The organism is Streptomyces sp. NPDC048278 (assembly GCF_040652195.1).
Taxonomy (GTDB): domain Bacteria; phylum Actinomycetota; class Actinomycetes; order Streptomycetales; family Streptomycetaceae; genus Streptomyces.
Map to the genome: position 1 here is coordinate 119006 of NZ_JBEZLP010000006.1, position 25597 is coordinate 144602.

Here is a 25597-nt window from a genome sequence, read left to right on the forward strand (position 1 = left end):
GGGCGGTATGAGTCTGTGCAGGTGAGGACATTACTCGCGGCTCCGTGGGAAGCGCACATCGGGTACGGCCGGTTCACCGAGGTCTTACGTACTGTTGACGCTGGTTTACCTGCGGTGACGTCCGGGAGTCAGGTCGTAACAGGCCCGCGACGGTGTGACGGATGTCGCCGACGGGCCGTCATGACTCGCCGTCCATCAGCCATACGGCGTCACCCGACCGTTGGGTCGGCGGTCTCCCTTCGGTCACGTCCGCAGCCCTACGATCGGCCGGCATCAGAAGGCGAAGGTCAGGAGGGCGCGCATGAACACGCATGACGCGAACGAGCGGACGCAGATGAACGGTACGACCGGACGGCGGGCGCTGCTCGGCGCCGCGGTGCTCGGCGCGGGCGGCGCGGTGCTCGGACTGCCCGGCGCGGCCAGAGCGGCCGAGGCGAAGCAGGCCGGTCACGGCGGCACCGGCCTGAAGAGCCTGCCGAAGCCGACGATCATCGGCCACCGGGGCTCCAGCGGCTACCGCCCCGAGCACACCTTCGGCTCCTACAACCTCGCCCTCGACCTCGGCGCCGACGTCGTCGAGGCCGGCGACCTCGTCCCCACCAAGGACGGTCACCTGGTCTGCCGTCACGAGCCGGAGATCGGCGGCACCACCGACGTCGCCGACCACCCCGAGTTCGCCGACCGCAAGACCACCAAGACGCTGGACGGCGTCCCCACCACCGGCTGGTTCACCGAGGACTTCACGCTCGCCGAGCTGAAGACGCTGCGCGCGATCGAGCGCATCCCGGCCAACCGCCCGCACAACATGCTCTACAACGGCCGCTGGGAGATCCCCACCTTCGAGGAAGTCCTCAAGTGGCAGGATGAGCAGACCCGCAAGCGCGGCAAGCAGGTCTGGATCTACCCGGAGGCCAAGCACCCCACCTACTTCCGCAGGCTCGGCCTCGGCGTCGAGGAGCGGATCGCCAAGCTGCTGCGCAAGCACGGCAAGGACCAGCGGAACTCGCCGGTCATCGTCCAGTCCTTCGAGCCGACCAGCATCCAGCGCCTCAACAAGCTGATCGACAACCCGCTGGTCGTGCTGCTCTCCGCGGCCGGCACGCAGCCCTACGACTTCGTCGCGACGGGCGACCCGCGCACCGTCGCCGACCTGATCACGCCGAAGGGCCTGCGGGAGATCGCCGGTTACGCGCAGGGCATCGGCCCGACCCTCGACCTGATCATCCCGAAGGACGCCAACGGCGACTTCACCACGCCGAGCACGCTGGTCGCGGACGCGCACAAGGTGGGCCTGATCCTGCACCCCTACACCATGCGCAACGAGAACCCCTTCCTGCCGCCGGCCTACCGCAAGGGCACCGCCGCGGACGCCTACGGAAACGTCTTCCCGGTCTTCCAGAAGTACTTCGAGACCGGCATCGACGGTGTCTTCACCGACAACGCCGACACCGCGCTGCTGGCCCGCGCCGACTTCGTCAACGGCTGAGCCCGCGCACCCCGTTCGGGGTGTCTACCGGCCGCCCCGGCAACCCGCGCAGGGGCGGTCGCGTCGTTCCGCACATGACGCACGACCTGGTCACCGCCCTGCGCCCGCTGCTCACCGCCGAGGCCTCCGCCGAGGCACATGCCTGCGGAGCGGACCCCCGCGATCTGGAACAGACCGTCCTGCTCCGCCTCCTGGAGCGCCTGGAGACCCACGGCCCGCCCCGGGCCCCCGAGGACTGGCTGCGCCGGGCGGTCCGCGCCGAGTCCCGCCGCACCCGACGCCTCGCCCGCCGGGAACGCCCCTACGCCACCGACCCCGCCGACCCGGCCACCCCCACCCCCGAACAGCGCGTCCTCGGCACCGCCGGCCACCGCGCCCTGCGCGAGGCGGTCACCCGGCTCCCCGGCCGCTGCCCCCGCCTCCTCCAGGCCCTGCTCTCCCCGAAGGACCTGACATACCGGGAAATCGCGGGGGAGTTGGGTATCTCACAGGGCAGTCTCGGCCCGGAACGTTCCAGATGTCTGGGTTGTCTGCGCCGATTGTTGACGCCGGAGGTTGCGCGCCGCGAAGCGCGGGGATAGGAGTGGGAACGACAGGCGATCAGGTGAGCGGGAGGCGTGCGCACATGGGCATGAGCGTGACCATCTCGGTGGCGACCGAGCAGGATGCAGAGCAGATCTTCAGGCTCCAGTACCTGTGCTTCCAGAGCGAGGCGGCGCTGTACGGCAACTACCGCATCGACCCGCTCGTCCAGAGCCTCGACTCGGTCCGCCAGGAACTCGCCACCGACTGCGTCTTCGTCGCCCGTCTCGGCGAGGAGGTCGTCGGCTCGGTCCGCGGCTCGGTCACCGAGGACGGCGCCGCCGCCATCGGCAAGCTCTGCGTCCACCCCCGTCTCCAGGGCCACGGCATCGGCGCCCGCCTGCTCCGCGCGGCCGAGGAGGCCCTCGCCGAACAGCGCGGCGCCAAGCGCTTCCGCCTCTTCACCGGCCACCGCAGCGAGGGCAACCTCCGCCTGTACCGCCGCGTCGGCTACGAAACGGTAGGCACCTCAAAGGGCGCCGACGGCGTCCCCATGATCGTCCTGGAAAAGCCGGCGAGCGCTTACGCGACAACGGCGTGACTTTGCAGCCCCCTTGGCTGAAGCGCCCCCTTCTTGGGGGCGCGGGGAACTGCGCGACCAGCCACAACGCACCCGCTGTCGCGCACGTTCCTCAAGCCGCCGCCTGCTGCGCAGCTTTGCGCAACCAGTACAACGCGGAGACCGGCAACAGCACCGGAATGAACACGTACCCCATCCCGTAATCCGACCACACGGTCGCATCCGGGAACGCGGAGGAATCCACGAGGGTCCACGTACCCACGATCAACACCCCCGCAAGCTCGGCGGCGCAGCACACCTGCGCCACCCTGCGGGCCGTCTCACCGCCCCGCACCAGCGTGTACGTGATGAACGCGTACACCACCCCGGCGACGGCGGACAACGAGTACGCGAGCGGCGCCCGGTCGAACTCCGTCGCGATCTGGTACGCGGAACGCGACACCGCCCCGACGACCATCACCCCGTAGAACCACACCAGCAGCGTCCCCGGCCCACTGGTCAGCCGCTTCGGCCTCTCTTCCACGGCCGTCATCTCACCCTCCCCAGATGTCATAGAGCCGCACCTCCAGCACGGCCAGCACCACACCGCCCGCGGCGACCGTCACGGAACCCCACCGCGTCCGCTCGGCGAGCGACATGAACCCCGCGGCCGGGACGCACGCGAACGCGCCCAGCAGATAGGCGACGAAGATCGTCGTCCCCTGGTCCGGCTTCTCGCCCCGCGCCAGCAGCACGATCCCGGCGACCAGCTGGACCAGCGCCAGCACCGACAGCACGGCCATCCCGATGAAGTGCCAGTCCTTCGTCGGCTGGTCCCGGTACGCCGCCCAGCCGCACCACGCGGCGAGCAGCAGCGCGGCGACTCCGGTCACCGTCAGCAGGGCATTGAGCATGCGGTGACCTTATTACGGCCGAAACGGCCCGATGCCGTCGCCCCTGCCCTACACCGTAGGGTCGAGACCATGACGATCCACGCACAAGCCCTCCTGTTCGACAACGACGGCACCCTGGTCTCCTCCCTCGCATCGGTCGACCGCTGCTGGGCCCGCTGGGCGGCGGAGTACGGCGTCACCGAGGAGTTCGCCCGAGTCGAGCTGCACGGACGGCCCGCCGCGGACATCGTCGCCGACCTGCTCCCGGCGGACCTCGTGGCGGAGGCCGTCGCCCGGGTCGAGCAGCTGGAGGTGGAGGACGTCCCCAACGACGGCGTCCGCCTGCTTCCCGGCACCGCCGCGTTCCTCGACTCCCTGCCCGCCGACCGCTGGGCCGTCGTCACCTCCGCCACCCGCCGCCTGGCCGAGGCCCGTCTGGAAGCGGTCGGTATCCGGCCGAAGACGCTGGTCTGCGCCGACGACATCACCCGCGGCAAGCCCGACCCCGAGCCCTACCTCCTCGCCGCCCGGCAGCTGGGCGTGGACCCGGCGCACTGCGTGGTCTTCGAGGACGCCCCCGCCGGACTCCAGGCGGGCCGCGCGGCCGGTATGACCACCGTGGCGTTGGCCACAACCCACCAGGCGCACGAGCTGGCCGCGGACCTCGTGGTGAAGGACCTCTCGGCCTTGTCCGCGCTGGTCACCGACCGCGGCATCGAGATAGCGACCCGCGGCTGAGAGGTGTCCGCCGCTGTCCACCATGCGGACAGCGGCGGCCTGTCAGGACCGTAGGTCTGGTTTACTGATCGCATGACCACGACGAGCGACCGCACCCCTGCGACCGAGGCGACCATGACGCCCGGTGCTCGTTGTATGTGTCGAATGTGCGCCTTCTAGAGGGCCCCCGCACCACCCCCGAGCTCGCGCCCCGAAGCGAGACAGGTGGCATGTCCGTACGACGCGACGACGCGCGTATGTGACGCAAGCCGCCCCCCCCCGCGCACATGTTCTCCCCGGTTCAGCGCCTTCGCGAGAACCGTGCCGCGTCCCTGAACGAACGCACCCGTGCGCCCGGGCACACCCACGCCCGCGCACTCGACAGTGACGGAAACCCACGTGATCACCACCACGGGCCTCACCAAGGTCTACCGCTCGCGCGGCCGAGAGGTCACCGCCCTCGACGGCGTCGACCTGCACGTCCGCGAAGGCGAGGTGTACGGCGTCATCGGCCAGTCCGGCGCCGGCAAGTCCTCGCTCATCCGCTGCGTCAACCTGCTGGAACGCCCCACCACCGGCACCGTGACGGTCGACGGACGGGACCTCACCGCCCTCGCCGGACGCGGTCCCCGGGCCGGCCGGGAGCTGCGGCAGGCGCGCAGCCGGATCGGCATGGTCTTCCAGCACTTCAACCTGCTGTCCACACGGACCGTCCAGGACAACGTCGAGCTGCCGCTGGAAATCCTCGGAAAGTCGGGGAAGGAACGTTCCCGCAAGGCGCTCGAACTGCTCGACCTCGTCGGACTCGCCGACAAGGCGAAGTCCTACCCGGCCCAGCTCTCCGGCGGCCAGAAGCAGCGTGTCGGCATCGCCCGAGCCCTGGCCGGCGACCCCAAGGTGCTGCTCTCCGACGAGGCCACCAGCGCCCTCGACCCGGAGACCACCCGCTCCATCCTCCAGCTGCTGCGCGACCTGAACCGGCAGCTGGGCCTGACCGTCCTGCTCATCACGCACGAGATGGACGTCGTGAAGTCGATCTGCGACTCCGCCGCCCTGATGGAGAAGGGGCGGATCGTCGAGTCCGGGACCGTCAGCGAACTGCTCGGCACCCCCGGCTCCGAACTGGCCGCCGCGCTCTTCCCGGTCGGCGGCGAGGCCTCCGGCGAGGACCGCACCGTCCTCGACGTCACCTTCCACGGCGAGGCCGCCACCCAGCCGGTCATCTCCCAGCTCTCCCGCACCTACAACATCGACATATCGATCCTCGGTGCCGCCATCGACACCGTCGGCGGCCTCCAGATCGGCCGGATGCGCATCGAACTGCCCGGCCGCTACGAGGACAACGTGGTGCCCATCGGCTTCCTGCGTGAGCAGGGTCTGCAGATCGACGTCCTGGGCCAGGAGCCCGTGCTGGTGAAGGAGTCCGCCAAGTGAGCTGGTCCGAGATGCAGCCGCTGCTGTCCCAGGCGTGTTGGGACACCCTCTACATGGTCGGCTGGTCCACGCTGATCGCCGTCGTCGGCGGCCTCCCGCTCGGTGTCCTCCTCGTCCTCACCGACCGGGGCGGGCTGCTCCAGAACGTGCTGGCCAACAAGGTCATCGGGCAGATCGTGAACGTCGCCCGCTCGATGCCGTTCATCATCCTGATGGTCGCCCTGATGAACTTCACCCGCTGGATCACCGGGACGACCATCGGCCGCGAGGCCGCCATCGTGCCGCTCGCGATCGGCGCCATCCCGTTCTTCGCGCGTCTCGTCGAGACGGCTGTCCGCGAAGTGGACGGCGGGCTGGTCGAGGCCGTGCAGTCGATGGGCGGCAACACCTGGACCGTCGTCCGCAAGGTCCTCGTACCCGAGTCGCTGCCCTCGCTCATCTCCTCCACCACGACCACGATCGTCGCGCTCATCGGCTACTCCGCCATGGCCGGCACGGTCGGTGCCGGCGGACTCGGCGACATCGCCATCCGCTACGGCTACCAGCGGTTCGAGACCGAGCTGATGTGGATCACGGTCGCCATCCTCGCCGTCGTCATCTCGCTCATCCAGTTCGCCGGCGACTACGCGGCCCGCTCCCTGCACCGCCGCGGCGGCCGGTCCGGTCCCGTGCCGAAGCTGCGGCTGCTGAAGGCCGCCACGGCCACGGGCAAGACCGGCTGAGCCCACCCTCCGATCTCCCCGCACCACCCTTCGCGGGGTCGCTCCACCCTTAAGGAAAGGCACTTTTCGTGCGTAACACCGCAAAGCTCACCGCCGCCGTCCTCACCGCAGGAGCCCTCACCATCGGGCTCACCGCCTGCGGCTCGGACAAGGACTCCGCCTCCGGCTCCGCCGACTACAGCGGACCGCTCGTCGTCGCCGCGAGCCCGACCCCGCACGCCGAGATCCTGAACTACGTCAAGGACAACCTGGCGAAGAAGGCCGGACTCGACCTGGAGGTCAAGGAGTTCCAGGACTACATCGTCCCGAACACGGCGACCGAGGACGGCTCGGTGGACGCCAACTACTTCCAGAACCAGCCGTACCTCGACGACTTCAACAAGAAGCGCGGCACCCACATCGTGCCCGTCGTCACGGTGCACCTGGAGCCGCTCGGCCTCTACTCCCACAAGGTGAAGAGCGTCGACGCGCTGAAGAGCGGTGCGACGGTCGCCGTCCCCAACGACGCCGTGAACGAGGCGCGCGCTCTCAAGCTGCTCGCCGCCAACGGCCTCATCACCCTCAAGGACGGCGCCGGCAGCGAGGCGACCCCGCAGGACATCGCGAAGAACCCGAAGAACCTCAAGTTCAAGGAGGTCGAGGCGGCCCAGACCGCGCGCTCCCTCGACGACGTGGACGCCGCGGTGATCAACGGCAACTACGCCATCTCGGCCGGCATCAAGCCCGCCAAGGACGCCCTCGTCCTGGAGTCCGCGAAGAACAGCCCGTACGGCAACTTCCTCGCGGTGAAGAAGGGCAACGAGAAGGACCCGCGGGTCAAGAAGCTCGCCAAGCTGCTCACCTCGCCCGAGGTGAAGAAGTTCATCGAGGACAAGTACCAGGGCTCGGTCATCCCGTCGTTCTGAGACCTCCCGCCGACGCCTCGCACGTCCAAAGCGAACGTATCGCCACGCACGGGGTCCATTCCCTCACAGGGGGTGGACCCCGTCGTGCGGTTCAGTGGTTTCATGCTGCATGCTGGGCAGTTCGCAGGCCCTGACGGTCTGACGGGTAGGCCCTGAAGGATTTCCGAAGGTTACGGAGCGGCGCATGACTAGCACCTTCCCCAACATCTCCATCAGCACGGAGCGGTTGGTGCTGCGGCCCCTCGACGAGGACGACGTGCCCGCGCTGGCCGAGATGATGAACGACGAACAGGTCGGGGCCTGGACGTCCGTGCCGCAGCCGTACACCGAGGGCGACGCCCGCGCCTGGATCACCGAGACCGCCCCCGCCGAGCGCGCCGAGGGCCGTGGCATCGTCCTCGCCGTCACCGAGTTCCTCACCCAGCGTCTCGTCGGCATGGTGCACCTGCGGAACACGGACTGGCGTGTTCGCGCCAGCGAGATCGCGTACGTCGTCGCCCCCTGGGCCCGCGGCGAGGGCTACGCCACCGAGGCGGCCCTCGCCACCGCCCAGTGGCTGTTCCACGACCAGAAGTTCGAGCGGATGGAACTGCGCACCGCCGCCGACAACACCGCCTCCCAGCAGGTGGCCCAGAAGATCGGCTGTATCAGCGAGGGCGTGCTCCGCAACGCCTGGATAGCCCGCACCCGGGCGGAGAACGGCGCATGGAGCGACGTGCGCACCGACGTCATCGTCTGGAGTCTGCTGCCGGAGGATCTCGCCGGGGTCAGCGAACAACTGGCCGACACCGGTGGTTTCACGTCCTTCAACGACTGGAACTGACATCTGGGGGCCCGCCGGGGGAACGACCGCCGCCACGACGGCGGAACCTTCCACCAGGTACCCTCACGGAGCCCGACCTGCGTAAACACCCTGGAGACCGACGACTATGGCCGACCGCGTCACGGTGATCGGCTGGGACGGTTCGCCGCTGACCGCCGCGGCACGCTCCGCCCTGGGCGCCGCCACGCTGGTGGCCGGTGCCGCCCACCACCTGGAACTGCCCGAGGTGCCGCCGCGAGCGGAACGCATCCGCCTCGGCAGCGTCGCCCTCGCCGCCCGCCGCATCGCCGGCCACCGCGGCACGGCCGTGGTGCTCGCCGACGGCGACCCCGGCTTCTTCGGCGTCGTACGGACGCTGCGCGCACCCGAGTTCGGCCTGGAGGTCGAGGTCGTCCCCGCCGTCTCCTCGGTGGCCGCCGCCTTCGCCCGCGCCGGGATGCCCTGGGACGACGCACAGGTGGTCGTCGCACACCGGCGCACCCTGCGACGCGCGGTGAATGTGTGCCGCGCCCACACCAAGGTCGCCGTCCTCACCTCACCCGGCGCCGGCCCGGCCGAACTCGGCCTCCTCATGGAAGGCGTCCACCGCACCTTCGTCATCTGCGAGGAACTCGGCACCGAACGCGAGCAGGTCCACGTCGTCACCTCCGACAAGGCCGCCGACCACGCCTGGCGCGACCCCAACGTCGTCATCGTCATCGGCGGCACGACCGGACCGGTGACGGCACCCGAGGGCGGCGGCTGGATCGCCGGCCGCGATCCGGCCACCGGCCCGCGCGGCTGGGTGCAGCCCGACGCCGAGTACGGCGACGGCGCCCCGCTCGGCGAAGGGGAGACGGATCTGCTGCGGGCCGCCCAACTCGCGCGCCTCGGACCCCGGGTCGGCGACCTCGTCTGGGACATCGGCTGCGGCAGCGGCGCGTTCGCCACCGAGGCCGCGCGCGCCGGAGCCGCCGTCATCGCCGTCGACCGTGACCTCGCGGCCTGCGTGCGCAGCGAGGCGGTGGCCCGGAAGTTCGGCGTCCAGCTCCAGATCGTGCACGGCGGTGCCCCGCACGTGCTGGAGAACCTGCCCGAGCCCGACGTCGTCCGGGTCGGCGGCGGGGGAGCGGCCGTGGTCTCCGCGGTCGCCGACCGCCGTCCGCAGCGCATCGTCGCGCACGCCGCCACCCGGGACGCGGCCGAACTCATCGGCCGCGACCTGACCGAGCACGGATACGACGTCGAATGCGCCCTCCTGCAGTCCGTCGAACTCGACACCAGGGCCTGGACGGAGACCGAGCGGAACGTCGCGTTCCTGCTCAGCGGTGTTCTCCCCGAGCGCGCCCCGTGATCCTGTTGTCATACTGCGCGCGGTAGGCTGGCCGATCGCTGCACCGCACCGGTGGCCCGGAAATTCGTTCGCCAATGTCCGGAAAACGCGCCCCTTTTGGGACGGGTGTGGTACGGCAGAACCGGGGACGCGCAACGTGGCGCAGTCCACAGCGGGCTGTCGCGGATCACGCTGTCGCGACGGTCGAACGGCCGGGACAATGCCACTGAATGGCTTTGTCGCCTTTTCTGGCGGGTCGTTCGTGCCGCTGGGCACGCACGCTCGTTCTTCACTGCGGGGCGGTCGGTGCGCCGCCCCGGGCGAGCTGGTCGTAGAAGGCACTAACCGATGGGCGAGGGGTACGCATGACGGACACCGGCCAGGTCCCGGGCGAGGGACTGCCGGAGAGCGCAGGCATGGTGGAACAGCCGGGCGTTCCCGCGCACGGCGCGTACACCTACCTCTCCGAGTCGCCTGCCGAGGACGAAGAGGACCTGCTGCTTCCGGGAGCCCAGGGCGCCTGGGGCAACGAAGTGCCGCCGCCGGCTCCGGAACCGGTCGTCGAGACCGTCCACGAGCCCGGCCCGCACGAGACGGGCGGCCGGGACAGCGGCTCGGTCGACCTCACGTCCGTCCGGCTGCCCAGCTCGGTACCGGCGTCCCCGATCCTCTCCGTGCCGCACGACCCGGCCGCCGCCCCGGCGCCGCGCCGTCCGCTGCATCTCGGCCCGCCGATCCCCGACGCCTCCACCAGCCCGGTCCGCTCCCTCGCCGACCGCGGCCCGGCGGGCGCGCCGGTACGGCAGCCGGGCGTTCCGGCGGCCGGTCCCGAGTACCTCGACGTCCAGCCGCCGCAGGAGGCGGTACCGCAGTCCGCCGCGCCCTGGGGCGCCCCGCAGACCGTCCTGCCGACGGCACCGCAGACCGTCCCGCAGGCCGCTCCGGTGCCCCGGGTGGCCGCACAGGCCACGGCTGCCGAAACGGTTGCTCCGGCGCCCGCCGTCCCTGCCGTTTCCGCTGTTCCGGAGCCCGAGCCGCAGCCCGCGGTCGCCCATGAGCCCGGTATCCCCGACCACCCGGCCGGCGCCGCCCAGGCAGCCGTCGCCCGGCTCGCCACGGCGGCCGTGGCCGCGGGCGCCGTGGTCGAGTCGCAGGCACCCGCGGCCGGCGTCGGGGTGCTCGGCGTGCCGCACGAGAACGCGTACGGTCCGCAGGGCGCGGCCCAGCCGGTCGGCGGCGGGGTTCCGGGGCCGGCGGCCGAGCCGATGGTGCCCCTGGCCGTTCCGGCGCCGGGCGTCGCTCAGATGACGCAGGCTCCGCACTTCCCGGACGCTCCCGGGAGCACCGAGGTTCCGCAGACTCCGCAGGGGCCGGACGCGGTCCCGGTGCAGGCGGGCCCGACGGGCGTGCCGGGTCCGGAGGCCATGCAGCCGCCCGGCGCCGAGGTGACCGCGGGCGACGGCAACCCGCCGGTGCCGGAGGGGGCCGGCCACCCGCCCGTGGAACCGGAGACGGTCGCCGAGGTCGTGGTGACCGCGCCGGAGCAGCAGCTCGTGGCGCCGGCCGGAGCCGAGCAGGCCACGGACTCCGTGATGCCCGAGCCGGACCCGGCGCCGGAAGCCGTCGCCGCCGTACCGGACGCGGTCGTGGCGCACGCCGTCGTACCGGATGCCGCCGTACCGGATGCCGTCGTCAGGGATGCTGCCGCACCGCAGGTTGTGACACCGGAAGCCGCCGCGCCCGAATCCGTCCCGGCCGCGGAAGCCGTCGTGGCCGGGCCCGGTCAGTCGGTGCCCGCCGTGCCGCCCGCGCCCGTGCAGCCCGACGAGGCCGCCGCCGAGGAATCCGCCCCGGCGGCTCCCGTGCCCGTCGCCGCCGAGATCCCCCAGCAGGCGGAGCCGCTCACGCCCGCCGTCGCGGAGGCCGTGCAGGTCACCCCGCCCGCCGTGGCCGACGTACCCGCGGCAGCCGTCGTACCCCCGCCGGCCGAGACCCCCGAGTCGCACGCCGCCGAGTCCGGCCGGCCGGTCGACGTCCCCCTCGCCGGCCCGCAGACCCAGAGCCCGGCGCCCGCCCCCGGGGCGACCCCGGCGGAACCGGCCCCGGACCACCCCCTCGGCGAGTTCGTCCCCGTCGACGGCCAGGTACCGACCACCCCGCACCTCGCCCCCACCCCGCCCCACCCGCTGGTCCTGCCCGCCCAGGACCAGGGCGGCGAGTCGCTGCCCGAGCAGGCCGCGACGGTCCCCGCGCCCCGGGAGGCCGAGCCCGCTCCGCTGCCGGAGCACCCCGACGTCGTACAGCAAGCGGAGGACCTGGACACCAGGGCCGCCGACCAGGAAGAGAGCACGGCCCCCGTGGCAGAAGCACGTCAGTCCACCGGCCCGGCCGCACCCGCCTACGACGACGCCGAGCGCGAGGCCGTCCTCAAGGTCATGCGCGAACGCCGTGACATCCGCAACGGCTTCCGCAGCGACCCCATCCCGCACGAGGTGCTGCTGCGCGTCCTGGAGGCCGCGCACACCGCGCCCTCCGTCGGCCACTCCCAGCCCTGGGACTTCGTCGTCATCCGCTCGGCCGACACCCGGCGCTCGATGCACGAACTGGCCATGCGCCAGCGCGACGCCTATGCCAAGTCCCTTCCCAAGGGCCGCGCGAAGCAGTTCAAGGAACTGAAGATCGAGGCGATCCTCGACACCCCGGTGAACATCGTCGTCACCGCCGACCCCACGCGCGGGGGCCGGCACACCCTCGGTCGGCACACCCAGCCGCAGATGGCGCCCTACTCCGCCGCCCTCGCCGTGGAGAACCTCTGGCTCGCCGCCCGCGCCGAGGGCCTCGGCGTCGGCTGGGTCAGCTTCTTCGACGAACGCGAGATGGTCCGCGCCCTCGGCCTGCCCGAGCACCTCGAAGTCATCGCCTACCTCTGCGTCGGCTACGTCGACGAGTTCCCGGACGAGCCCGAGCTGATGCAGGCCGGCTGGTCCAAGCGCCGCCCGCTGTCCTGGGTGGTCCACGAGGAGACGTACGGCCGCCGCGCACTGCCCGGCGAGGACCCGCACGACCTGCTCGCCGAGACCGTCGCCAGCGTCCGCCCGCTGGACGCCAAGGCGCTCGGCGAGGCCTGGGAACGGCAGAAGCGGATGACCAAGCCGGCCGGCGCGCTCGGCATGCTGGAGATCATCTCCGCCCAGCTCTCCGGCCTGTCCCGGCAGTGCCCGCCGCCGATCCCGGAGCCCGCGGCGGTCGCGATCTTCGCGGGCGACCACGGAGTGCACGCCCAGGGCGTCACCCCCTGGCCCCAGGAGGTCACCGCCCAGATGGTGGCCAACTTCCTCGGCGGGGGAGCGGTCTGCAACGCGTTCGCGAGCCAGGTGGGCGCCGAGGTCTGCGTGGTCGACGTCGGCGTCGCGGCCGAACTGCCCGCCACGCCGGGCCTGCTGCCCCGCAAGGTCCGCGCGGGCACCTCCGACATGACCACCGGCCCCGCGATGACCCGCGAGGAGGCCAAGCAGGCCATCGAGGTGGGCATCGAGACCGCCCGCGACCTGGTGGCCGCCGGCAACAAGGCGCTCCTCACCGGCGAGATGGGCATCGCGAACACGACCGCGTCCGCGGCCCTGATCTCCGTCTTCACGGGCGCCGACCCCGCCGAGGTCACCGGCCGCGGCACCGGCATCAACGACGAGACCCTCGCCCGCAAGACCGAGGTGGTCCGCCGCGCCCTGGAACTCCACCAGCCGGACCCGGCCGACCCGATCGGCGTCCTGGCCGCGGTCGGCGGCTTCGAACACGCGGCGATGGTGGGCCTGTTGCTCGGCGGCGCCTCCCTGCGCACTCCGGTGATCCTGGACGGCGTCAGCGCCGGTGCCGCCGCCCTGGTGGCCCGCGCTATCGCCCCCGAGGTCCTGGCCGCCTGCATCGCCGGCCACCGCAGCGCGGAACCCGGCCACGTGGCAGCCCTGAACAAGCTGGGCCTGCGCCCCCTGGTCGACCTCGACCTCCGCCTGGGCGAGGGCACGGGCGCCCTGCTCGCCCTTCCCCTGGTCCAGAGCACGGCCAGGGCCATGCACGAGGTGGCGACGTTCGACTCGGCCGGCGTCACGGAGAAATAGCAACGACCCCCCCGACAACGCCACCGCCCCGCTTGCCCCCCCGACCGTCGCCCACCTGCTACCGGTGCTCGGTCATCGACCGCGAGTCACCGGCGGCCGGTGGTGAGCCGCAGGCTGAGGGTGGTCGGTCGTCTGCCGTTGGCCGATGGTGGTCGGTCGTCCGCGGCGAGTCACCGGTGGCCGGTGGTGAGCCGCAGGCTGGCGGTGGTCGGTCGTCTGTCGTCAGTCGCTGGTGGTCGGTCGGCTGCCGTAGGCCGACGGCAACTGGAGGTCGAACTCGGCCGTCGGTTGCCGCGAGGCGAATCCGCCGGTTTCCTCCGGCTGGTGGCTGGTGGCTGGTGGCTGGTGGCTGGTGGCTGGTGGCTGGTGGCTGGTGGCTGGTGGCTGGTGGCTGGTGCGCTGCTGAGCCGCTGGGTCGGCAGGCGGGACGGCGGTGCCGGGCTCCTTGTCGGCCGGCCCGTGGTTGTGGGCAGGCGTTCCGCAGGGCGGAACGGGTGGGCACAACCACGCACAGCCCTGCACCCGGCCCCGCAGCCCAGCCACCGGACACCCGAGCCGCCCACAACCGCCCGCCCAGTAAAATCTGCACGTCAGGGCTACCGCCGCCGCCGACAGAGGAGCCGCACCTCATGGCCGAACACCCCGCCTACCCCGTAGGCCTCCGCCTCGCCGGCCGCCGCGTGGTCGTCCTCGGCGGGGGCCAGGTGGCCCAGCGCCGCCTCCCCGCCCTCATCGCGGCCAGCGCCGACATCACCCTCGTCTCCCCGGAAGCCACCCCCTCCGTCGAGGCGATGGCCGACGCCGGCGAGCTCACCTGGACCAGGCGCCCCTACCAGGACGGCGACCTCGGCGAAGCCTGGTACGCCCTCATCGCCACCAGCGACCCCGCCGCCAACACCGCCGCCTCCGCCGAAGCCGAGCGCCACCGCGTCTGGTGCGTACGCTCCGACGACGCCGACCAGGCCACCGCCTGGACCCCGGCCACCGGCCACAGCGAGGGCGTCACGGTCGCCGTCCTCACCACGGACGCCCGGGGCCGCGACCCCCGCCACACCGCCGCCATCAGGGACGCCGTCGTCGAGGGCCTGCGCGACGGCACCCTCGTCGCCCCCCACCACCGCACCCGCACCCCCGGCGTCGCCCTGGTCGGCGGCGGCCCCGGCGACCCCGACCTGATCACGGTCCGCGGCCGTCGCCTGCTCGCCGCCGCCGACGTCGTCATCGCCGACCGCCTCGGCCCCCGCGACCTCCTCGCCGAACTCCCGCCGCACGTCGAGGTGATCGACGCCGCGAAGATCCCGTACGGCCGCTACATGGCCCAGGAGGCCATCAACAACGCCCTGATCGAGCACGCCAAGCAGGGCAAGTCGGTCGTACGGCTGAAGGGCGGCGACCCGTACGTCTTCGGCCGGGGCATGGAGGAGGTCCAGGCGCTCGCCGAGGCCGGTATCCCCTGCACCGTCGTGCCCGGCATCTCCAGCTCGATCTCCGTACCGTCCGCCGCGGGCATCCCGGTCACCCACCGCGGCGTCGCACACGAGTTCACGGTGGTCAGCGGCCACGTCGCCCCGGACGACGAGCGCTCGCTGGCCGACTGGCCGTCCCTCGCGAAGCTGACCGGGACCCTCGTCGTCCTGATGGGCGTCGACAAGATCGGGAAGATCGCCGAGACCCTGGTGGCGCACGGCAAGTCCCCGGAGACCCCTGTGGCCCTGGTCCAGGAAGGCACGACGGCCGCTCAACGCCGGGTCGACGCGACCCTCGCCACGGTCGCCGAGGTCGTCGTCACGGAGCAAGTGAAACCCCCGGCGGTCATCGTGATCGGCGAGGTCGTGAACGTCGGCCCGCGGACGGGGTCCTGAACGGCCCCGGCGTAACCCCGGGTAACACAACCCGCCCCAGACCATTGGCACCCCACCCAGGACAAGGCAGTATCACCCTGTGGCCGATCTCATCACCGTTGAGGATCCCGACGACCCGCGCCTCCGTGACTACACGGGCCTGACCGACGTCGAGTTGCGCCGCAAGCGCGAACCGGCCGAGGGTCTGTTCATCGCCGAGGGCGAGAAAGTCATCCGCCGGGCGAAGGACGCGGGCTACGAGATGCGTTCCATGCTGCTGTCCGCCAAGTGGGTCGACGTCATGCGCGACGTCATAGACGAACTCCCGGCCCCCGTCTACGCGGTCAGCCCGGAGCTCGCCGAGAAGGTCACCGGCTACCACGTGCACCGCGGCGCCCTCGCCTCCATGCAGCGCAAACCGCTGCCGACGGCGACCGAACTGCTGCGCACCACCCGCCGGGTCGTCGTCATGGAGTCGGTCAACGACCACACCAACATCGGCGCGATCTTCCGCTCGGCGGCGGCCCTCGGCATGGACGCGGTACTGCTCTCCCCGGACTGCGCCGACCCGCTCTACCGCCGTAGCGTGAAGGTCTCCATGGGCGCGGTCTTCTCGGTGCCGTACGCCCGTCTCGACACCTGGCCCAAGGGGCTGGACTCGGTCCGCGAGGCCGGCTTCACGCTGCTCGCCCTCACCCCGGACGAGAAGGCCCGCAGCCTGGACGAGGCGGCCCCGCACCGGATGGAGAGGGTCGCTCTCATGCTCGGCGCGGAGGGCGACGGCCTCTCCACGCAGGCGCTGGTCGCCGCCGACGAATGGGTGCGCATCCCGATGTCCCACGGCGTCGACTCCCTCAACGTGGGCGCGGCGGCAGCGGTCGCCTTCTACGCGGTGACCACCGGCCGCCCCGAGGCGTAGGACCGCTGCCCCGCCACTTCCCGGGGCCCGCTACTCCCTGAGGGCCGCGGCCTTCGGGGAGGTGCCCCCGCCGCCCGGGACACCCATGCCGTGCGCGGGTCCGGAGCAGCCCTGGGCCAGCGCGATCCCCAGCGCCACCAGCAGGGTCACCACGACGAACACGAACAGCCGCTGGCGCAGCAGCCGGGGATTGGCCGGCCGCCGTCCGGTGCCGGTGGGCCGCGGCGCCGGGCGCCCGCTGCCACCGCGCGAGGCGGGCCGGTTCCCGGTCCCCGTCCCGTTCCCCGGCCGGGTGCCGTTGCCGCGCGGGGCGGGCGTGGGGCGCGCGCCGTTCGGCCGGGACGGCATCCCGCCGGCCGGGCGCGAGCCGCTGCCGCCGCGCGAGGGAGCGTTGCCCCGCACCGGTGTGCCCGACGTACCCGACGAGGACTGCGGCCGGCGCTGGGTGCGCTGCGGATCCGGGTAGGTCGAGTAGGTGTCCGTGAGCCGCCCGGTGGGCCGGTCCGCCTCCGCGGCACGCGGCGCGGGCGGCCGTACGTCGGCCAGCCCCTGCGCCTCGCGCGCGGCGATCTCCTTCAGCCGGAGCGACAGCTGCAGCGTGCTCGGCCGCTCCTCCGGGTCCTTCGCCAGACAGGCCCGCACCAGCGGAGCGAGCGCGTCCGGCACCCCGTGCAGCGCAGGCTCCTCGTGGACCACGCGGTAGAGCATCACCTCGGAACTGCCGTGCCCGAAGGGCGAGTCACCGGTCGAGGCGTAGGCGAGGGTCGCGCCGAGCGAGAAGACGTCGGTGGCCGGGGTGACGGCCGCCCCGCGCACCTGCTCGGGTGCGAGGAACCCGGGGGAGCCCACCGCCGTGCCGACATGGGTGAGCGTGGAGGCCCCGGTGGCCCAGGCGATGCCGAAGTCGATGATCCGCGGCCCCTTCGGGGACAGCAGGATGTTCGACGGCTTGAGATCCCGGTGCACGACCCCGGCCTCGTGCACGGCGACCAGGCCCTCGGAGAGCGCCGCGCCGACCGCCGCGGCGTCCGCAGCGCCCAGCGGGCCGTCGTCGGCGACCTTGTCGTGCAGCGAGGGACCGGGCACGTACTGGGTGGCGAACCACGGCCGCTCGGCCTCCAGGTCGGCCGCGACCAGCCGCGCGGTGCAGCCGCCCCTGATCCGCCGGGCCGCGGAGACCTCGCGGGCGAAGCGGGACCGGAACTCCTGGTCCTCCGCCAGATCGGGCCGGATCACCTTCAGCGCGACCCGCTGCCCCTTCTTGTCGGAGCCGAGGTAGACCACGCCCATCCCACCGGCGCCGAGCCTTCTGTGAAGCCTGAACGAGCCGACGACGCGCGGGTCCTCGCGCCTCAGGCGCATCATCGCCATGTTCATCCCCGCTGCCCGGTCCGTCTGACGTGGCACAGCTTACGTTTACCGGGCCGCCCGTGCGCAGAGGCCGCGCCCTCTCGGCCGGATGGATTGTCAGTGCCGGGTGGGAGACTTGAGGAGTGGTCAGGAAGGCGCCGTTATCGGCTCCTTTGAGTACCCGTCTGCTCCAACAAGCCGTCACAGAAGGGGGATTGATGCTGTGAAGGGTGACCGCGTGGAGATAGTCGTGGACGCCGGCGACACCACCCGCACCTACGAGGTGGTGGCGAGCAGGGCAGGCCGCCGGGTGGAGACGGCGGTACGGCGGGGGGTGGTGGAAGTGAGCGAAGTCACGCGGAACGGCGCCGTCGTCCGGACCGCCCGCTTCATGGCGACCAGGGTCCTGGCGCTCGTGGAGCAGCCGGTGCCCCGGGAGGACAGCTCGGAAAAACCGGGAAGGACCGGGCACCCCCTCCGGGAAGACCCCGAGGGGTAGGACGAGACGCCGGATCCGTCTCCACCCAGGGGAGTAGACCGCAGGTCACGGCTCATCCTCTCGGAGGCCCGCGATTCGGTACGAGGGCATGACGTCCGCGAGGCCGCCCGCGCCTAGATTTGAGGTCAAGCGGCGGGTGCAGCACTCGTCCCCCGAGGTCAGACACCCGCCGCTGCCAACGACAACTGAACGGTCAGGAGAGGGACCATGGCTCTTACGGCACAGCGGACACACACCACCCGCCCCCGCCGACAGGGCCGCCGTCACCCGCTGGTGGCGACGCTGATGGCCCTTCCCCTGGCGGTCCTGCTCCTCGTCGTCTTCGACGGCTGGGAGACAGTGGCCACACAGGCGTCGTCCGTGGGAGTGATGCTGGGGCGCTGAGCGGCGACCCCAGGCCCGGAAGAGCGGTCCGGGCGGGGACATCCACCCATGAAACCCCGTGGGGACGGGGGTGCGGCGGACGGCAAAATGCCGGCGCAGCTGGGGAGCTGCGCCGGCATTGCTTTTTTCCCGGGACGGCGTGCGTCGTCGACCGCGGGCCGGCGGGGGCTGGTCGCGCAGTTCCCCGCGCCCCTAAAACTCAACTGCGGGCAGTCGTGCCGCTGGGGCGGCACGGGTGGGCGCGGCGGCACCCCGCAAGCGCGGGCGAGCGACACCCACCCCCGCCTCAGCCCCCACACCGGCCACCTGTGAACCCCGGCCCAGCGCACCCACGTACTCTCACCCCAGCCAGCCGCACAACCCGGGGGACCTCATGACCGCAGACGTACTGCCGCAGCTGACCGCCAAGGTCAGAGCCGCGGCCCACCCCGACGCGGCCCCCGGCCACTGCACCTGCGGCACCGCCACCCTCGCCGACCGCCCCGACACCACGGTCCTCCGCCACGCGGAAACCGTCGCGAAGGCCCACGCCCCCGCCACCGACCCCACCACCCTCACCCACCGCCTGGCCACCGCCGCCGCCCTCCCTGACGTGTTCCTGCCGCCCCTCGCCCCGGCCCCCGCCGCCTTCGTCGACGACCGCCCCGTCACCCTCTGGCCGTACGGCGCCCCCGTGGACCCCGACGCTCCGCAGGCTGCCCCGTGGGAAGCCGCCGCCACCCTCCTCGCCCTGCTCCACCGCACCCCGCCCACCCCCGCCGCACCGCCGATGCGCGGCCCCGTCAAGGCGGCCCTCGCGATGGCCCGGCTCAGGGAAGCCCTCGCCGGCACGGGCGCCCACCCCGCCGCCCCGCCCGTCCTGCGCGCCTGGTCCGCGCTGCCGCCCTGGGCCCGCGCCGAGGCCCCGATGCCCGGCCCCCGTACCCTCTGCCACGGCGACCTGCACCTCGGCCAGCTGGTCCGGCACCCGGCGCCGGACGGCCCGTGGCGGCTCATCGACGTGGACGATCTCGGCGTCGGCGTCCCCGCCTGGGACCTCGCCCGCCCCGCCTCCTGGTACGCCTGCGGTCTTCTCCCGCCCGACGAGTGGACCCGTTTCCTCACCGCCTACCGCGCGGCCGGCGGTCCGGCCGTACCGGAGGACGGCGACCCCTGGCCCGCGCTGGACGTCCCGGCCCGTTCCCTCACCGTCCAGACCGGCGCGCGCTACCTCGCGAAGGCGATCGCGGCGGAGCGCCCCCTGGACGAGGTGGAGCAGTCCCTGATCGACGCCTGCGCCCGAATGGCACCGGAATGACCTTTCGTCCGGCCCGGTTGGCGCACGATTTCCCGAAGTACGCTGCAACCGACCAGGGTCGGACGGAGTCTGTCCTGGAAGAACGTGAAGCAGTTTTTACCGGCGAGGAGTTGAGCCGAGCATGCAGTGTCCGAAGTGTCATGCGCCGATGCACACCTACAACCGCAACGGCGTCCAGATCGAGCAGTGCAGCGGCTGCCGGGGCATCTTCCTCGACTACGGCGAGCTGGAGGCGCTGACCCAGCTGGAGGCGCAGTGGTCCAAGCCCATGCCGCCGCCGGCTCCGCAGGCGTACCCGGCCCCGCCCGCGCCGGCCTGGGGCGCCCCGCAGCACGGTGGCGGCCACCACGGGGGCGGCCACGGGCACTACGGCGGCCACGGCGGCCACCATGGCCACAACAAGAGCTGGGCGCACATGCTGTTCTCCAGCTGAGCGCACGAAGAAGCCCCGGCCGTCGAGACGGCCGGGGCTCTTTGCTGTGTGGACGATACTGGGATTGAACCAGTGACCTCTTCCGTGTCAGGGAAGCGCTCTCCCGCTGAGCTAATCGTCCTCGGGGCCATGATCCGAAGATCACGGGCGGTGCGTGCGCGATACTGGGATTGAACCAGTGACCTCTTCCGTGTCAGGGAAGCGCTCTCCCGCTGAGCTAATCGTCCTCGGGGCCATGATCCGAAGATCACGGGCGGTGCGTGCGCGATACTGGGATTGAACCAGTGACCTCTTCCGTGTCAGGGAAGCGCTCTCCCGCTGAGCTAATCGCGCGGGACAGATCCACGGCCTTCCGGCGAAGATCCAGTGGACGATACTGGGATTGAACCAGTGACCTCTTCCGTGTCAGGGAAGCGCTCTCCCGCTGAGCTAATCGTCCTTGGAGGTGGAGACGGGATTTGAACCCGTGTAGACGGCTTTGCAGGCCGTTGCCTCGCCTCTCGGCCACTCCACCAGGAGTGTAGGGGATCGGGAAGACCCCTTGTTCCTTCGAGCGGACGACGAGGCTCGAACTCGCGACCTCAACCTTGGCAAGGTTGCGCTCTACCAACTGAGCTACGTCCGCCTGTCGTTTCGGTCCGCTCTCGCGTCCCGGCGACGTGTTGAACTCTAGCGGATTCCCCGGCCAGCACAAAAACGCGTTTGCGCAGCGTGCTGCGCCGGTCCCGGCGGATGACGTGGTCAGGGCCCCCTTGACGACATGCCGGGGCCACCCCGAGGACACCCGCCATAGACTCGACGACGTGCTCCATCGCTCTCTCCGCCCCCCTCCCCTCGCCCGCTTCGGCGGTCGCGTCGCCACCGGTCTCCTCGACGTGACCAGCGATCCCGCGGCCCTCGACTCCTCCGGGTTCTGGGCCGTCTGCGCCGATTTCGAGGGCCGGCTGACCTGTGCCCGGTTCGGCGACGTACGGGAGGAGCCGGTGCCCGCGCCGGTGCCGGGACGGTGGCGGGGCCCGGCGGCCGGTGACTGGACGTCGTCCCTCGACCGCGCCGCGTACACGGCGGCGGTGCGGCGGATCCGTGCGCACATCGCGGCCGGCGAGGTCTACCAGGCCAACCTCTGCCGCGTGCTGTCCGCACCGGCCGACCCGGACGCCGACGTGGACGACCTGACCGCGCTGCTGGCCCGCGGCAACCCTGCACCGTATGCCGGAACGATTCGCCTCCCGGCGCACGGTGCGGAGATAGCCACCGCCTCGCCCGAGCTGTTCCTGCGCCGGACGGGGCGGACCGTCGAGAGCGGGCCCATCAAGGGGACCGGCCGCACCGAGGCGGACCTGCTGGAGAAGGACTACGCCGAGAACGTGATGATCGTGGACCTCGTCCGCAACGACATCGGGCGGGTCTGCGCCACCGGCACGGTGACCGTCCCCGACCTGTGCGCCGTGGAGAAACACCCCGGACTGGTCCACCTGGTCTCCACCGTCCGGGGCGAGCTGCGCCCCGACGCCGGCTGGCCCGAACTGCTCGCCGCGGCCTTCCCGCCCGGCTCGGTCACCGGCGCGCCGAAGTCGAGCGCCCTGCGGATCATCGAGGCCCTGGAGACCGCGCCGCGCGGCCCCTACTGCGGCGGCATCGGCTGGGTCGACGCGGACCGGGGCACCGGGGAGCTGGCCGTGGGCATCCGTACCTTCTGGATCGACCGGTCCGGCGGCGGTGCCGCGCTGCGGTTCGGCACCGGTGCCGGGATCACCTGGGGTTCCGACCCGGAGGGTGAATGGCGGGAGACCGAGCTGAAGGCCGCCCGGCTGCTCGCGGTAGCGTCGGGTACGTACGACGTGCACGAGGGGCGCCCCGGGTGCTGAGCCGGCCCGGGAGACACCCCGGCACCCCCCGGCCGGTCCGGCGCGACCGACGCACCCGGCACTGACGTGTGAGGTAGAGAGCAGTGAAGATCTGGTTGGACGGCGGGTTGCAGGACGTCGAGTCGGCGCGTGTCTCCGTCTTCGACCACGGGCTGACCGTGGGGGACGGCATCTTCGAGACGGTGAAGGCGACCGAGGGCCGGCCCTTCGCGCTCACCCGCCACCTCGACCGGCTGACCCGCTCGGCGCGTGGCCTCGGCCTGCCCGACCCCGACCACGACGAGGTACGCCGGGCCTGCGCGGCGGTCCTCGCGGCCAACCCGATGCCGCTGGGCCGGCTGCGCATCACCTACACCGGCGGCCACGGCCCCCTCGGCTCCGACCGCGGGGACCACGGCCCCACCCTCGTGGTCGCCCTCGGCGAGACCGGCCGCCGCGCCGACTCCACCGCCGTGATCACGGTCCCCTGGACCCGCAACGAACGCGGCGCGCTCACCGGCCTGAAGACCACCTCCTACGCCGAGAACGTCGTCGCCCTGGCCCGCGCCCACCAACACGGCGCCTCCGAGGCCCTGTTCGCCAACACGGTCGGGCAGCTCTGCGAGGGCACCGGCTCCAACGTCTTCGTCGTCCTCGACGGCGAGATCCACACCCCGCCGGTCGCCTCCGGCTGCCTGGCCGGCATCACCCGGGCCCTGACGGTCGAGTGGACCGGCGCCCGCGAGACCGACCTGCCCCTGGACGTCCTGGAGCGGGCCGACGAGATCTTCCTCACCTCCACCCTGCGCGACGTCCAGGCCGTGCACCGCGTCGACGACCGCGAACTCCCCGGCGCCCCGGGCCCGGTGACCGCCAAGGCCATGCGTGTCTTCGACGAGCGGTCCGGCGCGGACCTGGAGCCGTAGGGGGCCCCGGCCGTATCCGTTCGGGTGACGCGCGCGTCGTTCATCGGGCTGACGCGCGCGTCTCCGGTGGGTAGAACACCCCTGATGACCACGACCCTGCGGCCGACCGAGCCGCTCCAGCGCAGCACCGACGGGGAGCTGTCCCGCCGCTTCCAGGTCTGTGTGAACAGCCGGCCCGTCGGCACCCTCCGCCTGGACACCTCACGGATTCCCGGCGACCCGGTGGCACGGATCACCGACCTGCGCATCGAGGAGCCCGACCGGCGCCGGGGCCGAGGCACCGTGGCCGCGCTCGCCGCGGAGGAGGTGGCGCGCGGCTGGGGCTGCCGGCAGATCGAGGTGCAGGTGCCCGCCGCCGCGGAGCCGGCCCTGCGCCTGGTGGCGGCGCTCGGGTACGTCCTGCGCAACCGGGGCATGGAGAAACGGCTCGGCGACACCCCGCCCGCCCTGCCGGCGGGCAGCCGGGGCCGTGACCTCACCGAGGCCGAGTACGGGACGTGGCTCGCGCACGCCTCGGAGAAGTACGCGCGCATGTGGCACGAGCGGGGACTCTCCGAGGCCGAGGCACGGGAGAGGTCGCGGCGCGACCACGCACGGCTGCTGCCGCGGGGCCTCGCCACGGAGGGCGCGCGCATCAGCGTCCTCGAACACGAGGGGACGCGCGTCGGCATCCTGTGGCTGGCCCTGCGGGCGGACGACGCCTGGGTGTACCGGGTCGAGACCGACGCCGACCACCGGGGCGAGGGGCACGGCCGTACGCTCATGCTGCTGGCGGAGGCGCAGACGATCGGTGCCGGACAGCACGCCCTGGGTCTCAACGTGTTCGCCGGCAACACCCCGGCCGAGCGGCTCTACGAGTCGCTGGGGTACGTCACCGTCTCGCACTCCTTCTACAAGGACCTGATCTGAGCCCCGCTCACTCCTGCGGTCGGCCCAGCGGTCACCTCTGAGACCGGCCCTGAGGCCGGCACGGAGGTCACACCGGCCCGGAGGTCACGCCTGCCCGGCCAGCAGCCGGTCCGCGATCTCCGCCACCCGCTCGCGCAGCCCCTCCTGGCTCTTGCCGCCGTCGAGGCGTTCGCCGCCGATGACGTACGTCGGGGTGCCGGTCACGCCGATGGCCTTGCCCTCGGCCTGGTCGGCGTCCACGATCAGGATGTGCCGGCCGTCGACCAGCGCGGTGTCGAACTCCTCGGCGTCCAGGCCCAGTTCACCGGCCACCTCGACCAGGAACGGCTCGCCCTTGCGGTCCAGCTCCTCGACGCGGCCGAGGACCGCCTCCACGTACTCCCAGCCCTTGCCCTGCTCCAGGGCCTCCTCGGCGGCCTGCGCGGCGGCGAAGGCGTGCTTGTGCTTCTCCAGCGGGAAGTGCCGCAGCCGCAGCTCCAGCCGGTCACCGTACCGGGCACGCAGGGCACGGAGGTCGTCCAGGGCGCTGCGGCAGTCGGAACACTGGAGTTCGCACCAGACGTCGAGGACCGGGGCGTCGGTGTGCGCGGGGGAGTCGTTCATGCCGACCAGTCTTCCAGGCCACGCTCCGTCCACCGAATCGAGACGACAGGGGTGGCCGGCCGCAGGGCCTCGGGTGTCCGGCGGCCGGAGCGGGGGTGCCCCTGGCTCGTCCCTGGGGTGGAGGCGACCCGGAGAGGACCCCGAGATGCCCCTGATTGTCGGGCCTGGGCATGGATCGCACGAGCCGGGCGGTGCACGATGGAAGGGGCGAAGCAGCGCGCGCTCCGCCCGCCGCCCCGCCCGACCCAGCCCGCAGGAGGACCGGATGATCGCCGAGACAGTCTGTTCCGCCGTGTCCGCGGCAGGCCTGGGCATCGCCGTGGTCACCGCCTATCGCAAGCGGTACCTGGCGGCGGCCCGCATCGCCGCCTACTCCCTCGTCCCCGTCGGCCTGGTGATGACCGGCGTGGTCGGCTGGCTCGCCGACACCGCCTTCAGCCCCACCGCCTGGGCGGGCTTCGGCGTGCTCGGCGCGGCCTGGGTCCTGTTCGCCACCACCCGGGCCGTGGACCGCCGGCGCGGCGGCACCCGTGGCACCCGTGCCGAGCGCAGGGCGGCCGGCCGGGACGCGCAGCGCGACGCCGTCGCTCCCGCCGCCTCGGCACCGTCCCTGAGTCCGGCCACCCGCCCGGCGGCCAGGCCCGCGGCGGCGCCTCGCGGTACCGGCTCGGGCGACGACTTCAGCGACATCGAGGCCATCCTCAAGAAGCACGGAATATGACGCGCCCCGGCGGCGGACGGGGCGCTGTTCAGCCGATCCGCGGGCGCATGCATATGACAGTCACATGAGGCATTGAAACGACACAGTGCGTCCCGGGCGCGTGCGTAAGTGATCAACGGGCGGGCGGAAGCGGAACGGACATCACGGAATTCGGCGAACTCCCGCCCATTCCGGGCGTGTTGATCGCGCGACGGGTGTCCGCTGAGACATCATCGCCGCGAGATGCTGGACACGAAACAGAGCGAGGCCGCGCCGTCGAAGGACGAGCCCCGCGGGTGCCTCTTCGCCCTTTCCCAGCCACCGCTGATGATCTTCCTAGCGGTGATCGGGTGTCTGCTCCTCATGGCTGCGCTGCACGACCTGCTGTGGCTGTGAGCCGT

General features: G+C 72.3%; 25 protein-coding genes and 5 tRNA genes. 21 read left to right on the forward strand and 9 right to left on the reverse strand.

Annotated features, from left to right (window positions below):
* Positions 1-301: 301 nt before the first annotated feature.
* From AB0D74_RS13500 to AB0D74_RS13510, 3 genes are all read left to right on the forward strand, one after another.
* On the forward strand, positions 302-1486 hold the full coding sequence (locus tag AB0D74_RS13500) for a glycerophosphodiester phosphodiesterase (protein WP_362584554.1): 1185 nt from the start codon (positions 302-304) through the stop codon (positions 1484-1486).
* 74 nt (positions 1487-1560) lie between these two features.
* Entirely contained in the window at positions 1561-2067 is a 507-nt protein-coding gene (locus AB0D74_RS13505; RefSeq protein WP_362584557.1) for a sigma-70 family RNA polymerase sigma factor, read from the forward strand.
* Positions 2068-2111: 44 nt separating this feature from the next.
* On the forward strand, positions 2112-2609 hold the full coding sequence (locus tag AB0D74_RS13510; protein WP_362584560.1) for a GNAT family N-acetyltransferase: 498 nt from the start codon (positions 2112-2114) through the stop codon (positions 2607-2609).
* Positions 2610-2700: 91 nt separating this feature from the next.
* On the opposite strand, the gene AB0D74_RS13515 is transcribed toward AB0D74_RS13510, so the two are convergent.
* A complete protein-coding gene (locus AB0D74_RS13515; protein ID WP_362584563.1) occupies positions 2701-3120 on the reverse strand; it encodes a hypothetical protein in 420 nt (139 codons plus the stop codon).
* 1 nt (position 3121) lies between these two features.
* Positions 3122-3481, reverse strand: coding sequence for a hypothetical protein (locus AB0D74_RS13520; RefSeq protein WP_362584565.1), 360 nt, complete (start codon positions 3479-3481; stop codon positions 3122-3124).
* Positions 3482-3550: 69 nt separating this feature from the next.
* Between AB0D74_RS13520 and AB0D74_RS13525 the strand changes: the two genes are divergently transcribed.
* From AB0D74_RS13525 to AB0D74_RS13565, 9 genes are all read left to right on the forward strand, one after another.
* On the forward strand, positions 3551-4198 hold the full coding sequence (locus AB0D74_RS13525; protein ID WP_362584568.1) for an HAD family hydrolase: 648 nt from the start codon (positions 3551-3553) through the stop codon (positions 4196-4198).
* Between the two features lie 378 nt (positions 4199-4576).
* Positions 4577-5611 carry an ATP-binding cassette domain-containing protein gene (locus AB0D74_RS13530; protein WP_362584571.1) on the forward strand — a complete coding sequence of 345 codons (1035 nt, stop codon included), beginning with the start codon at positions 4577-4579 and terminating at the stop codon, positions 5609-5611.
* The gene (locus tag AB0D74_RS13535) at positions 5608-6333 is read left to right on the forward strand and encodes a methionine ABC transporter permease (protein ID WP_362584575.1); all 726 of its coding nucleotides are present in this window, start codon (positions 5608-5610) and stop codon (positions 6331-6333) included. The genes AB0D74_RS13530 and AB0D74_RS13535 overlap by 4 nt, the downstream gene beginning before the upstream one ends.
* Positions 6334-6401: 68 nt before the next feature.
* Entirely contained in the window at positions 6402-7238 is an 837-nt protein-coding gene (locus tag AB0D74_RS13540) for a MetQ/NlpA family ABC transporter substrate-binding protein (protein WP_362584578.1), read from the forward strand.
* Positions 7239-7422: 184 nt separating this feature from the next.
* On the forward strand, positions 7423-8061 hold the full coding sequence (locus AB0D74_RS13545; protein WP_362584581.1) for a GNAT family N-acetyltransferase: 639 nt from the start codon (positions 7423-7425) through the stop codon (positions 8059-8061).
* Positions 8062-8167: 106 nt separating this feature from the next.
* A complete protein-coding gene (gene cbiE, locus AB0D74_RS13550; protein ID WP_362584585.1) occupies positions 8168-9394 on the forward strand; it encodes a precorrin-6y C5,15-methyltransferase (decarboxylating) subunit CbiE in 1227 nt (408 codons plus the stop codon).
* A 344-nt stretch (positions 9395-9738) separates the two neighbouring features.
* Positions 9739-13488, forward strand: a complete 3750-nt coding sequence (cobT, locus tag AB0D74_RS13555; protein WP_362584588.1) for a nicotinate-nucleotide--dimethylbenzimidazole phosphoribosyltransferase — start codon at positions 9739-9741, stop codon at positions 13486-13488.
* A 629-nt stretch (positions 13489-14117) separates the two neighbouring features.
* Positions 14118-15350, forward strand: a complete 1233-nt coding sequence (gene cobA, locus AB0D74_RS13560; protein ID WP_362584591.1) for a uroporphyrinogen-III C-methyltransferase — start codon at positions 14118-14120, stop codon at positions 15348-15350.
* Between the two features lie 79 nt (positions 15351-15429).
* Positions 15430-16248 carry an RNA methyltransferase gene (locus AB0D74_RS13565; protein ID WP_362584594.1) on the forward strand — a complete coding sequence of 273 codons (819 nt, stop codon included), beginning with the start codon at positions 15430-15432 and terminating at the stop codon, positions 16246-16248.
* A gap of 30 nt (positions 16249-16278) precedes the next feature.
* Here AB0D74_RS13565 and AB0D74_RS13570 read toward each other — a convergent pair whose 3' ends face one another.
* Positions 16279-17625 (reverse strand): protein kinase, encoded by a 1347-nt coding sequence (locus tag AB0D74_RS13570; RefSeq protein WP_362585118.1) that lies wholly within the window; start codon positions 17623-17625, stop codon positions 16279-16281.
* Between the two features lie 196 nt (positions 17626-17821).
* On the opposite strand from AB0D74_RS13570, the gene AB0D74_RS13575 reads away from it, so the two are divergent.
* From AB0D74_RS13575 to AB0D74_RS13590, 4 genes are all read left to right on the forward strand, one after another.
* Positions 17822-18097: a hypothetical protein gene (locus tag AB0D74_RS13575; RefSeq protein ID WP_294001445.1), complete on the forward strand. Its 276-nt coding sequence runs from the start codon at positions 17822-17824 to the stop codon at positions 18095-18097.
* A 207-nt stretch (positions 18098-18304) separates the two neighbouring features.
* Positions 18305-18481, forward strand: a complete 177-nt coding sequence (locus tag AB0D74_RS13580; protein WP_123978469.1) for a hypothetical protein — start codon at positions 18305-18307, stop codon at positions 18479-18481.
* Between the two features lie 373 nt (positions 18482-18854).
* Entirely contained in the window at positions 18855-19778 is a 924-nt protein-coding gene (locus tag AB0D74_RS13585) for a phosphotransferase (protein ID WP_362584598.1), read from the forward strand.
* Between the two features lie 121 nt (positions 19779-19899).
* A complete protein-coding gene (locus AB0D74_RS13590; RefSeq protein ID WP_362584601.1) occupies positions 19900-20211 on the forward strand; it encodes a zf-TFIIB domain-containing protein in 312 nt (103 codons plus the stop codon).
* Between the two features lie 49 nt (positions 20212-20260).
* Here AB0D74_RS13590 and AB0D74_RS13595 read toward each other — a convergent pair.
* From AB0D74_RS13595 to AB0D74_RS13615, 5 genes are all read right to left on the reverse strand, one after another.
* A tRNA-Val gene (locus tag AB0D74_RS13595) sits at positions 20261-20332 on the reverse strand.
* A gap of 140 nt (positions 20333-20472) precedes the next feature.
* A tRNA-Val gene (locus AB0D74_RS13600) sits at positions 20473-20544 on the reverse strand.
* Between the two features lie 34 nt (positions 20545-20578).
* Positions 20579-20650, reverse strand: a tRNA-Val gene (locus tag AB0D74_RS13605).
* Between the two features lies 1 nt (position 20651).
* Positions 20652-20725 (reverse strand) — tRNA-Cys (locus AB0D74_RS13610).
* A gap of 38 nt (positions 20726-20763) precedes the next feature.
* A tRNA-Gly gene (locus AB0D74_RS13615) sits at positions 20764-20836 on the reverse strand.
* A gap of 178 nt (positions 20837-21014) precedes the next feature.
* Between AB0D74_RS13615 and AB0D74_RS13620 the strand changes: the two genes are divergently transcribed.
* The 3 genes from AB0D74_RS13620 to AB0D74_RS13630 all read left to right on the forward strand — a co-directional run bounded on the left by AB0D74_RS13620 (position 21015) and on the right by AB0D74_RS13630 (position 23893).
* Positions 21015-22079, forward strand: a complete 1065-nt coding sequence (locus AB0D74_RS13620; protein WP_362584604.1) for a chorismate-binding protein — start codon at positions 21015-21017, stop codon at positions 22077-22079.
* An 83-nt stretch (positions 22080-22162) separates the two neighbouring features.
* Positions 22163-22984, forward strand: coding sequence for an aminodeoxychorismate lyase (locus AB0D74_RS13625; RefSeq protein ID WP_362584607.1), 822 nt, complete (start codon positions 22163-22165; stop codon positions 22982-22984).
* An 84-nt stretch (positions 22985-23068) separates the two neighbouring features.
* The gene (locus tag AB0D74_RS13630) at positions 23069-23893 is read left to right on the forward strand and encodes a GNAT family N-acetyltransferase (RefSeq protein ID WP_362584610.1); all 825 of its coding nucleotides are present in this window, start codon (positions 23069-23071) and stop codon (positions 23891-23893) included.
* Positions 23894-23977: 84 nt separating this feature from the next.
* Here AB0D74_RS13630 and AB0D74_RS13635 read toward each other — a convergent pair whose 3' ends face one another.
* On the reverse strand, positions 23978-24496 hold the full coding sequence (locus AB0D74_RS13635) for a DsbA family protein (RefSeq protein ID WP_362584613.1): 519 nt from the start codon (positions 24494-24496) through the stop codon (positions 23978-23980).
* A gap of 265 nt (positions 24497-24761) precedes the next feature.
* Between AB0D74_RS13635 and AB0D74_RS13640 the strand changes: the two genes are divergently transcribed.
* Both AB0D74_RS13640 and AB0D74_RS13645 read left to right on the forward strand, forming a co-directional pair.
* Positions 24762-25217: a hypothetical protein gene (locus AB0D74_RS13640; protein ID WP_362584616.1), complete on the forward strand. Its 456-nt coding sequence runs from the start codon at positions 24762-24764 to the stop codon at positions 25215-25217.
* A 222-nt stretch (positions 25218-25439) separates the two neighbouring features.
* Positions 25440-25592 (forward strand): hypothetical protein, encoded by a 153-nt coding sequence (locus tag AB0D74_RS13645; RefSeq protein ID WP_234531635.1) that lies wholly within the window; start codon positions 25440-25442, stop codon positions 25590-25592.
* Positions 25593-25597: the final 5 nt, after the last annotated feature.